General features: G+C 43.7%; 1 pseudogene. It reads right to left on the bottom strand.

Annotated features, from left to right (window positions below):
* Positions 1-552: pseudogene (locus tag R7Z50_RS30095) on the bottom strand (hybrid sensor histidine kinase/response regulator); the annotation flags it as partial.

Raw genomic sequence — 552 nt, 5'->3', positions numbered from 1 at the left:
TCGAAAACAGTTTATTATCGCTTTTGTGTGAAGAAATCAGCAAATGTGAAACCGACTTTTCGCGGCCAAACAGTGGCATAACAAGTGCCGTGTTACTCGATCTCATGCGTTCATACAGAGCTTTGATTGAACCTTTTGAAGACGGTTTTTCGTCGAGCCTTTCAGAGAGTTCGTCGAGCACCAAAACCGAATCATTGCTGTGTAAATAATCTTCGTAGAAGGTTTCGGTGTAGTTACTGGTTACGAGCTGAAGCTTGTCATTGGGTATGTTGAGTAATGTGCTCAACTGATGCACGGCATCGTCGATTGAGCGCTTAAACTCTTCTTCTAACGCTAAGATCTGCTGAACTGGTGTTTGTCGATTGCCGTATATAAAGAACGATGCGATTCGGCTAACGCGTTTGTAGACCAAGTGCCAGGTGATGCCAATCAAGGCGCAAATCGGAATTGAGATGAGCCATTGATTGTCTTCAGACATTGGAATAAATACCGCACCTAATGGCAGAACGAAAATGGTGCACACAAAAAGCACACTGATCGTCAGATAAGCAA

The organism is Vibrio sp. 1249-1 (assembly GCF_033340495.1).
The sequence above is the reverse complement of the archived record's forward strand: the minus strand, read 5'-3'. Positions and strand labels throughout refer to the sequence as shown.